The organism is Streptomyces sp. NH27 (assembly GCF_056859195.1).
In genome coordinates, this window is the sequence record NZ_JACEGK010000384.1 from 1 (window position 1) to 7666 (window position 7666).

At 69.4% G+C, this 7666-nt stretch carries 5 protein-coding genes; 1 reads left to right on the forward strand and 4 read right to left on the reverse strand.

Going from position 1 to position 7666, the window contains the following annotated elements:
* Nucleotides 1-24 precede the first annotated feature (24 nt).
* Together AC13HU_RS26550 and pyk are read right to left on the reverse strand one after the other, a co-directional pair.
* Nucleotides 25-1269: a branched-chain amino acid ABC transporter substrate-binding protein gene (locus AC13HU_RS26550; RefSeq protein ID WP_483044483.1), complete on the reverse strand. Its 1245-nt coding sequence runs from the start codon at nucleotides 1267-1269 to the stop codon at nucleotides 25-27.
* Nucleotides 1270-1817: 548 nt separating this feature from the next.
* On the reverse strand, nucleotides 1818-3254 hold the full coding sequence (pyk, locus tag AC13HU_RS26555) for a pyruvate kinase (RefSeq protein WP_483044484.1): 1437 nt from the start codon (nucleotides 3252-3254) through the stop codon (nucleotides 1818-1820).
* 324 nt (nucleotides 3255-3578) lie between these two features.
* Here pyk and AC13HU_RS26560 point away from each other — a divergent pair, with 324 nt between their 5' ends.
* A complete protein-coding gene (locus tag AC13HU_RS26560) occupies nucleotides 3579-5408 on the forward strand; it encodes a bifunctional metallophosphatase/5'-nucleotidase (RefSeq protein WP_483044485.1) in 1830 nt (609 codons plus the stop codon).
* Here the strand turns inward: AC13HU_RS26560 and AC13HU_RS26565 are convergent.
* Nucleotides 5377-6813, reverse strand: coding sequence for a lysine N(6)-hydroxylase/L-ornithine N(5)-oxygenase family protein (locus AC13HU_RS26565; RefSeq protein ID WP_483044486.1), 1437 nt, complete (start codon nucleotides 6811-6813; stop codon nucleotides 5377-5379). The two genes, AC13HU_RS26560 and AC13HU_RS26565, sit on opposite strands and share 32 nt — an antisense overlap.
* Nucleotides 6810-7666 (reverse strand): pyridoxal phosphate-dependent decarboxylase family protein (locus AC13HU_RS26570; protein WP_483044487.1); only part of this gene is annotated, 857 nt, incomplete at its 5' end. The genes AC13HU_RS26565 and AC13HU_RS26570, both read right to left, overlap by 4 nt.

The following is a 7666-nucleotide window of genomic DNA, read 5'->3' on the forward strand; positions in this document are numbered from 1 at the left end:
GCCCTCGGGTGGTGCGGGGTGCGGTCAGCCCGTGTAGACGCCGCTCTTCACGGCGGTCCACTTGCCGTTCTTGACCTGGTAGACGGTCAGCTGCTTGTTGGTGGTGTCGCCGTACTGGTCGAAGGCGACGTGGCCGGCGATGCCCTCGAAGTCCGTCTTCTGGACGGCGTCGACGACCTTGGCGCGGGCGTCGTTCATGGCCGGCAGCTTGCCGCCGTTGGCGTCCATGACGGCCTTGACGCCGCGGATGATGGCGGTGGCGGCGTCGTAGGAGTAGCCGCCGTAGGTGCCGTAGTCGCCCGGGTAGCCCTTGGCCTTGTAGGTCTTGATGAAGGTCTTGGCGGCGGCGATGGTGTCGACGGGGACACCGACGGAGGTGGCGAGGTCGCCGTTGGCGGCCGCGCCCGCGGTCTTGATGTACGTGTCGGAGTACATGCCGTCGCCGCCCATGAGCGGGATGTTGTCGCCGTCGGCCTTGAGCTGCTTGGTGATCAGCTCCGCCTCGTCGTACTGGCCGCCGTAGTAGAGCATGTCGGCGTGCGACTGCTTGATCTTGGTGACGAGGGCCGAGTAGTCGGTGTCACCGGTGTTGACGTGGTCGGTGCCGGCGATCTTGCCGCCCAGCGAGGCGAACTTGCCCTTGAAGATCGCGGCCAGGCCGGCGCCGTACGCCTGCTTGTCGTCGACGACGAAGACGCTCTTCTTCTTCAGGGTGTTGTAGGCGTAGTCCGCCGCGAAGCCGCCCTGGTTGGCGTCGGTGGTGGCGGTGCGGAAGTAGGTCTTGAAGGGGCGGACCTTCTTGCCGCTGGCCCAGTTCTTGCCCTGGGTGAGCGCGGGGTCGGTGTTGGCCGGCGAGATCTCCACCATGTTGGCGGTGGCGAAGACCTGCTGCATCGACTGCGCGACACCGGAGTTGAGCGGGCCGACCGTGCCGATGACGTTGTTGTCCTGCACCAGGGCGGTGGCGTTCTGCTGGCCGGTGGCCGGCAGTGCCTTGTCGTCGAGCGCCTTGACCTTGAAGGTCACGCCGGGCACGAGCTTGTTGGCGTTGGCGTCGTTCACCGCGATCTGCGTGCCGTACTGCAGGCCGAGGCCGGTGGCGGAGTTCTGGCCGGTGAGCGGCGCGTCGACGCCGATGGTGAGGGTGATGCCGTCACCACCGCCGCCACTGCTCTTCTTGCCGTCGTCGCTGCGCGAGCCGCAAGCGGTCAGTGTGAGAGCTCCTGTGGTCAATACGGAGGTGAGCAGCAGCAAAGAGCGGTGTCGCACAAGCGGTCCTTTCCCCGGGCCCGGCCAGTCCTCATGGATGGCCGAAGTCGCGCGCGGGAGTCCGAACTCGCTAATTCGGAAGCGCGGTGACTGGCCGTGACTCTAGGCGCGTCACGCGACATCGGGGAGCGGTACGGCGAAGAGTGTGACTGTCTTGTTATGCCAAACGCCCTTACTTGAGCTTCCGTTGAGGTTTGCCATGCTGGTCGGGTGCTTTGAGCAGGGTCCGCATGGTGAGAACCCGCACTTCCAGTGGGCGCGACCGGGCCGCGACGGCCGTACGCCGTCATTTCGGACAAGTTCTCCATAATGGGATTACGGGCGCGCCCGTGGAAGCCGGCCGCCCGCCCGATGTGGGCACCGATTTTGGATATTGCAGGCAGGTGACACAGCGTTAATAGCGATGGTTCGACGTTTCCGCCACTGACCGAAAAGCGACGGGCCCCGCGGACTGGTCGTCCGGCGGGGCCCGGTGTTGGAGAAGTCGGAGAAGGGGGATATCGACCGCTCTGCGCTGCGAAGTCAGCACCAACATCCGGAATAACGCATTACCTCTTCGGGGAGTCATCCTCACCGATGTGATGTACCCGGACCATGTTGGTGCTGCCGGGCATTCCGGGCGGCGAGCCGGCCGTGATCACCACGACGTCGCCCTTCTTGCAGCGCCCGATCCGCAGCAACTGCTCGTCCACCTGCTGCACCATCTCGTCGGTGGTCTGCACCATCGGGCCGAGGAACGTCTCCACGCCCCAGGTCAGGTTGAGTTGGGAGCGGGTGGCCTGCTCGGGGGTGAAGGCGAGCACCGGGATCGGCGAGCGGTAGCGGGACAGCCGGCGCACGGTGTCGCCGGACTGGGTGAAGGCCACCAGGTATGCGGCGCCGAGGAAGTCGCCCATCTCGGCCGCGGCGCGGGCCACCGCGCCGCCCTGGGTGCGCGGCTTGTTGCTGTCGGTGAGCGGCGGCAGGCCGGTGCCGAGGATGTCCTCCTCGGCGGCGGCCACGATCCGGGACATCACCTTGACCGTCTCGATCGGGTACTTGCCGACGCTGGTCTCGCCGGAGAGCATCACCGCGTCGGTGCCGTCGATCACCGCGTTGGCGACGTCGCTGGCCTCGGCGCGGGTGGGGCGGGAGTTGTCGATCATCGAGTCGAGCATCTGGGTGGCGACGATGACCGGTTTCGCGTTGCGCCGGGCGAGCTTGACCGCGCGCTTCTGGACGATCGGCACGACCTCCAGCGGCATCTCGACGCCCAGGTCGCCGCGGGCGACCATGATCCCGTCGAAGGCGTCGACGATGTCCTCGAGGTTCTCGACCGCCTGCGGCTTCTCGATCTTGGCGATCACCGGGACCCGGCGGCCCTCCTCCGCCATGATCCGCAGCACGTCGTCCATGTCGCGGCCGCTGCGCACGAAGGACAGCGCGATGATGTCGGCGCCGATGCGCAGCGCCCAGCGCAGGTCGCGGATGTCCTTGTCGGACAGGGCCGGGACGGAGACCGCGACACCTGGCAGGTTGAGGCCCTTGTGGTCGGAGATCATGCCGCCCTCGATCACCATGGTGTGCACGCGGGGGCCCTCGACGTCGGTCACCTCCAAGGTGACCCGGCCGTCGTCCACGAGGATGCGCTCGCCGCGGGCCACGTCGGCCGGCAGTCCCTTGTAGGTGGTGCCGCAGATGAGCTGGTCACCCTCGATGTCATCGACGGTGATGGTGAACTCGTCGCCGCGTTCAAGCAGTACCGGGCCTTCGGCGAAACGTCCCAGCCTGATCTTCGGACCCTGAAGGTCGGCGAGGATACCGACGCTGCGCCCGGTCTCGTCGGCGGCCTTGCGGACACGTCGGTAGCGGTCCTCGTGCTCGGCGTATCCGCCATGACTCAGGTTCAGGCGGGCAACGTCCATTCCTGCCTCGACCAGTGCTTTGATCTGGTCGTAGGACTCGGTGGCGGGGCCCAGGGTGCAGACAATTTTGGCTCGGCGCATGTGTCGAGCGTATGACTTACTCGTTGGTAGGGAGCGCGGTGACGCCAACAGCCCAACGACGGTCGGATTAACGGTTGTTGACAAGTATCGAAGTGTGCAGGGGTCCGCTCCGATGAGCACGGTTGTCACCCTCGGTGGCCGCCTGCGCGCCTTACGACCTGGGGAGCGCTCGTCGCCGCCCGATCATGTGCGAATCGGGTACGAGTGGGAGCCCGTTCACCCGCCGGGGGTGTTGCAAACCGCCCCACGTGGTCCAGAATCTACGCGCGTTGCAGTTACCACCCACAGGCCCCACGTGCCGTTCATCCATCAGGGAGAACCCAGATGCCGCTCAACCGCAGGGACTTCATCAACCGATCCGCCGCGACAGGTGCGGGTGTCGCGCTCACCGGGGCGGCCGGCGCGGTGGCGGCGACCCCCGCGCAGGCGTCCGACCGGCGCCCCGGCCACGGCCACGACCACCGGCCCACCACCTACAGCCTGCGCGTGCTGGGCACCACCGACGTGCACGGCCACGCCCTGAACTGGGACTACTTCACCGACGCCGAGTACGACGACGCCGACCACAACGACGTCGGCATGGCCAAGCTCGCCACCCTGATCGAGGCCGCCCGCGCCGAGAAGGGCCACGACCGCACCCTGCTGGTCGACGCCGGCGACATCATCCAGGGCACCCAACTGTCGTACTACTTCGCCCGCGTCGAGCCGATCACCGGCGCCCGCAAGGGCCCCAAGCACCCGATGGCGCTGGCGATGAACCAGATGAAGTACGACGCCGCCGCGCTCGGCAACCACGAGTTCAACTACGGCATCCCGCTGCTGCGCGCCTTCCAGGACCAGTGCGACTTCCCGCTGCTGGCCGCCAACGCGGTCGACGCCAAGACGCTGAAGCCGGCGTTCCCGCCCTACCTGGTCAAGGAGTTGCGGGTGAAGGGCGGCCCCGACATCAAGGTCGGTATCCTGGGCCTGACCAACCCCGGCATCGCGGTGTGGGACAAGGCCAACGTGCAGGGGCAACTCGCCTTCCCCGGCCTGGTCGAGCAGGCGAAGGTGTACGTCCCGAAGCTGCGCGCGCTCGGCTGCGACGTGGTGTTCTGCACCGACCACTCCGGCCTGGACGGCGGCACCACCTACGGCGACGCGGTGCCCTACCCGGAGAACGCGTCCTCGCTGGTCGCCGCGCAGGTGCCCGGCATCGACGCGATCCTGGTCGGCCACACCCACGTGGAGCGCCCGCAGACGCTGGTGGTCAACGAGCAGACCGGCAGGACCGTGGTGCTGTCCGAGCCGCTGATGTGGGGCATGCGGCTGAGCGTCTTCGACATCGACCTGGAACTGGAGCACGGCCGCTGGAAGGTCACCTCGGTCAGCGCGGGGGTGCGCAACGCCAACACCGTCGAGGAGGACCCGGTCGTCGCCAAGCTGGTGCGCGACGAGCACCAGAAGGTCGTGGACTACGTCAACCAGGTCGTCGGCACCTGCACGGAGGCGATGTCCGCGGCGGAGTCCACCTACAAGGACACCCCGATCATCGACTTCATCAACAAGGTGCAGGCCGACACCGTCACCGCCGCGCTGGCCGGCACCCAGTACGCCGACCTGCCGGTGCTCTCCCAGGCGTCGCCGTTCTCCCGCACCGCGTCCATCCCCGCCGGGCAGGTCTCGCTGCGCGACGTGGCGGGCCTGTACGTCTACGAGAACACCCTGGACGCGAAGATCCTCACCGGCGCCCAGGTCAAGGACTACCTGGAGTGGTCCGCGGAGTACTTCGTGCAGACCGCCGCGGACGCCCCGGTCGACGTCACGAAGATCACCAACGCGAACGACACCCCCGACTTCAGCTACGACGTGCTCAGCGGCGTGTCGTACGACATCGACATCGCGCAGCCGGCCGGCTCGCGGATCGGGAACCTCATCCACGACGGCGCGGGGATCGACCCGGCCGCGCAGTTCGTGCTCGCGGTGAACAACTACCGCTCCAGCGGCGGCAGCAACTACCCGCACGTGGCGACCGCGCAGTCGGTGTGGTCCAACTCCGACGAGATCCGCAACACGATCATCGCGTGGGTGCAGGCGCGCGGCACGATCGACCCGTCGACCTTCGGCGCCGACCAGTGGCGGCTCACCCGCGGCGGAGTGCCGCTGTTCGGGTAGGCACGTCGCTCGCGGCGGCGCCGTCGAGTCCGAAGGTGGTGAAGGCGGTCCTGGCCGGCAGGGGGTAGTGCTCCTCGCCGGTCAGCAGCGCCGTCAGGTCGTTGAGCACCACCGCGGAACGCCAGGCCGCCAGGCCCAGGTCGGGGGCGCCCACGCCGTGCGAGTGGCGCTCGGCGTTCTGCACGTAGACGCGGCCGGACACCGACCGGTCCAGCCGCATCCGGTACCGGGTGTCGATCCTCGGCCGCCCCGCCTCGTCCCGCTCCAGGTACGGCGCGAGCGGGTCGAGCAGGCGGTCGAGCGGGCGCTCCTCGAAGCCGGTGGCCAGCACCACGGCGCTGGTGATCAGCCGGGTGCGGGTGCCCTGGTCGGCGTGTTCCAGGTGCAGTTCGATGCTCTGGGTGCCGAGCCGGCCGGCGGTGCGGATGGTGACGCCGGGGGTGAGCACCGCGTCGGGCCAGCCGCCGTCCATGGTGCGGCGGTACAGCTCGTCGTGGATCGCGGTGATCGTGTCGGTGTCGATGCCCTTGTGCAACTGCCACTGCTGCGGCACCAGCCGGTCGCGGACCGGCTCGGCCAGGCCGTGGAAGTAGCGGGTGTAGTCGGGGGTGAAGTGCTCCAGGCCGAGCTTGCTGTACTCCATGGGCGCGAACGCCGGGGTACGGGCCAGCCAGGTGATCCGCTCCCGGCCGGCCGGGCGGTTGCGCAGCAGGTCGAGGAAGACCTCGGCACCGGACTGGCCGGAGCCGACCACCGTGATGTGGTCGGCGGCCAGCAGCCGGGCCCGTTCCTCCAGATAGCGCGAGGAGTGCACGACCGGCATCGTGGGCGAGTCCGCCAGTGGCCGCAGCGGCTCGGGGACGTGCGGCTGCGTGCCGATGCCGAGCACCAGGTGGCGGGCGTAGGTGCGGGCCAGCGCCTCGGCCTCGCCGTGCGCGTCGACGTGGGTGTGGTCCACCTCGAACAGGGCGCGGGCCGGGTTCCACCGCACGCTGTCGACCTGCTGGCCGAAGTGGGTGGTGGGCAGCGACTCCGCGACCCAGCGGCAGTAGGCGTCGTATTCGGCGCGGTGCACATGGAAGCGCTCGGCGAAGTAGAACGGGAAGAGCCGCTCGCGGCTCTTCAGCCAGTTCAGGAAGGTCCAGCGGTTGGCCGGGTCGGCGAGGGTGACCAGGTCGGCGAGGAAGGGCACCTGCAAGGTGGCGCCGTCGATGAGCAGTCCGGGGTGCCAGCGGAAGTCGGGGCGCTGGTCGTAGAAGGCTGCGGTCAGGCCGGGGACGCCGTCGGCGAGCGCGGCCAGCGAGAGGTTGAACGGGCCGATGCCGATGCCCAGCAGGTCGAACGGTTCGTCCGCGGGCGCGGCTGGGTCGGGGGCGCCGTCGGTACCGGCCGGAGTGGGGTTCATCGTGCCGTGGTGCCTTCCGTGGTGAGCTTCAGCAGCGTGTCGAGGTCGTCGGAGCGCAGATGCGGGTTGAGCAGGGTGGCCTTGAGCCACAGCCGGCCGTCCGCGCGGGCCCGGCCGAGGACGGCGCGGCCCTCGTACATCAGGCGCCGGCGCAGTTCGGCGGTCTCCTCGTCGCCGGCGGCGGTCGGGCGGAACAGGACGGTGCTGATCGCGGGCGGTGCGTGCAAGGTGAGCGCGGGGTGCCGCTCGATCCGGTCGGCGAGGTCGGCCGCGAGATCGCAGACGGCGTCCACCAGCGCGGCGATGCCCTCGCGGCCCAGCGCGCGCAGGGTGACGGCGATCTTGAGGACGTCGGGGCGGCGGCTGGTGCGCAGCGAGCGGCCGAGCAGGTCGGGCAGGCCGGCTTCGGTGTCGTCGACGGCGTTGAGGTAGTCGGCCTGATGGGTCAGCGGGCGCAGCGCGGTGCCGTCGGGCACGGCGAGCAGGCCGGCGGCGACCGGCTGCCAGCCGAGCTTGTGCAGGTCGAGGGTGACCGACACCGCGGACTGCAGGCCGTCGAGTTTGGCGGCCTCGCGGCTGCTGAACAGCAGTGGCCCGCCGTAGGCGGCGTCGACGTGCAGTTCGGCGCCGTGCTGCCCGGTGGCGTGCGCGATGGCGGGCAGCGGGTCGATCGCGCCGCTGTCGGTGGTGCCCGCGGTGGCCACCACCAGCGGGCGGCCGGGCAGTTGGTCGAGTGCGGTGTCCACGGCGGCCGGGTCGAGGACCCCGGCGGGGGTGTCCAGCACGATCGGTTGCGGCAGGCCGAGCAGCCACGCGGCGCGCTGGACGCTGTGGTGGGCGTTCGCGCCGCACA